Here is a 1,911-nt window from a genome sequence, read left to right on the forward strand (position 1 = left end):
CGGATAGGGAGGTCAGCTCAGCGGGTTTAACAATGACAGAGTTGCCTGAGATGAGAGCAGGAGCGACTTTCCATGCATACATTTGGGCTGGAAAATTCCAAGGTAATACTGCACCAACGACACCAATGGGCTCTTGCACAATAAGTCCTAAAGCCGCGCTACCTGTCGGCGCGACTTTACCAAATACCTTATCAGCTGCTTCGGCATACCATTCAAAAGTCTCGATAGTCGCTGGCATGTCAGTGTTTAAGCATTCGGTAATCGGCTTGCCCGCATCCACACAATCTAATGCTGCCAGCTCCTCGAAATGCTCATGCATGAGCGCACACCAGCGCTGCATGATGGTTTTACGCTCAGCTGGTGCTAGACGTCGCCATTCACCATTCTCAAAGCTATCGCGTGCGACCTTGACGGCAATGTCAACATCATCGGCGTTACCTGAGGCGATTTGACCGATGACGCTGTTATCAATAGGGGTGTAATTGTCTAAGGTCTCTGTTGATAGATTTTCGGCGGCGATTAAGTGACCCGCCCATAGTTTTTGTTGTTTTGCTTGCTCGAATACTTGCTCTTTAGTAGTTATTTCTTTTGTGGTGCTCATTTTTTAATCCTTGTCTGCTAAGTTTGATGCCGTCAGTTTAACTACGGCATCAAATTTAGCGTTGGTTATCCTTAACAGTACTTTTACTAAGCTGAATGTTATTTAGACAGCAATGCTAAAAACTCTGATTTTTCATCTGCTGGCATGTCCGTGAGTGGTACGCGAACTGAGCCAACATCCATAGTGCCGTTTAAGCATCCCGCTTTGGCCTTTTGGTTGTAGTTGCCAGACTCCATAGAATGAATGGCAGGATAAATCTCACTCATGATTTGCTTGGCTTTATCCCAGTCGCCTTGCTGGGTGGCATCAAAAAGAGCGACTTGTTCGGCTGGAAAGACGTTTGCTGCGCCTGCGATCCAGCTTTTTGCACCCCAAAAGAAGAAGTCAACGGGTTGATCGTCGCAGCCACAGACCACTTCAAATTCATCAAAATCAGCTTGTAGCATACGTAACGCATGGCTAAAGTCGCCGCTACTTTCTTTTACGCCGACGATGTTAGGGTGCTTGGCTAGATGAGCAACCGTGTCAAATTCAATGGCAACGCCGACACGATCCGGGAAGTTGTACATGATGATTGGCAGCTCGCTGGCGTCGGCCACTTTTTCAAAGTGAGCGATGATGCCATCTTGCTCAGGTAAGCTATAAGGCGTCGCAGATAGCATGAGACCGTCATAACCTAAGGTTTTTGCTTGTGCGGCAAGCTCAATAGAATGATCGGTTGATAAGCTGTTAATACCAGCGATAAGGGTCACTTTATTTTTTGCAGCTTCAGCAATAGTGGTCAACACTAACTCACGCTCAGCATCTGAAAACGTGTAGTATTCACCAGTAGTGCCGCAAGCGACGATACCAGCAACGCCTTTATCGATAAAGGCTTCGACCAGCGCCGTTAGTTTTTGCGCATCAACGTTACCGTTAGTGTCAAATGGGGTAACGATTGGGACTAAGATTCCATTAATATTCATAAGTCTTTCCTTATTGGTAGTGATTTAAATAATGGTGATTCAGTATTGAATCGGTTGCTTTTTTTGCTTGCTATACGGCAGTCATAAACTGCCTATTTGAAACGGTTAAGTCGATATGGTTTTGGGTCTATTACAGGCGGCTCATTAAAATATAGCTCCGCGACCATGCGTGCACTGACGACGGCTTGCGTTAGGCCCAAATGCTGATGCCCGAAGTTTAAAAATACTTGGTCAATCCTATCTATGATGGGTAGTGAATCCGCTGTTGAAGGTCGAAAACCCATCCATGGCACACTGTCCGTTGCATTTAATGGTGCTTTTAACATGGGCTGCGCTTGTTGCAAT

Annotated in this window: 3 protein-coding genes; all 3 read right to left on the bottom strand. The window is 46.1% G+C overall.

The genetic code is table 11. The annotated features are described in order from the left end of the window. Positions 1–601 (bottom strand): aldehyde dehydrogenase family protein (locus ACS8FD_RS13465; RefSeq protein WP_439276254.1); only part of this gene is annotated, 601 nt, incomplete at its 3' end. A 98-nt stretch (positions 602–699) separates the two neighbouring features. Continuing rightward, on the bottom strand, positions 700–1,566 hold the full coding sequence (dapA, locus tag ACS8FD_RS13470; RefSeq protein WP_439261424.1) for a 4-hydroxy-tetrahydrodipicolinate synthase: 867 nt from the start codon (positions 1,564–1,566) through the stop codon (positions 700–702). Positions 1,567–1,658: 92 nt separating this feature from the next. Beyond that, a partial coding sequence (locus tag ACS8FD_RS13475; RefSeq protein ID WP_439276255.1) for an NAD(P)/FAD-dependent oxidoreductase occupies positions 1,659–1,911 on the bottom strand: 253 nt, incomplete at its 5' end.

Source organism: Psychrobacter sp. 1U2, assembly GCF_051847575.1.

Excerpts from the sequence above, each read along its gene's own strand:
- dapA (WP_439261424.1), bottom strand. The coding sequence starts at position 1,566 with ATGAATATTAATGGAATCTTAGTCCCAATCGTTACCCCATTTGACACT.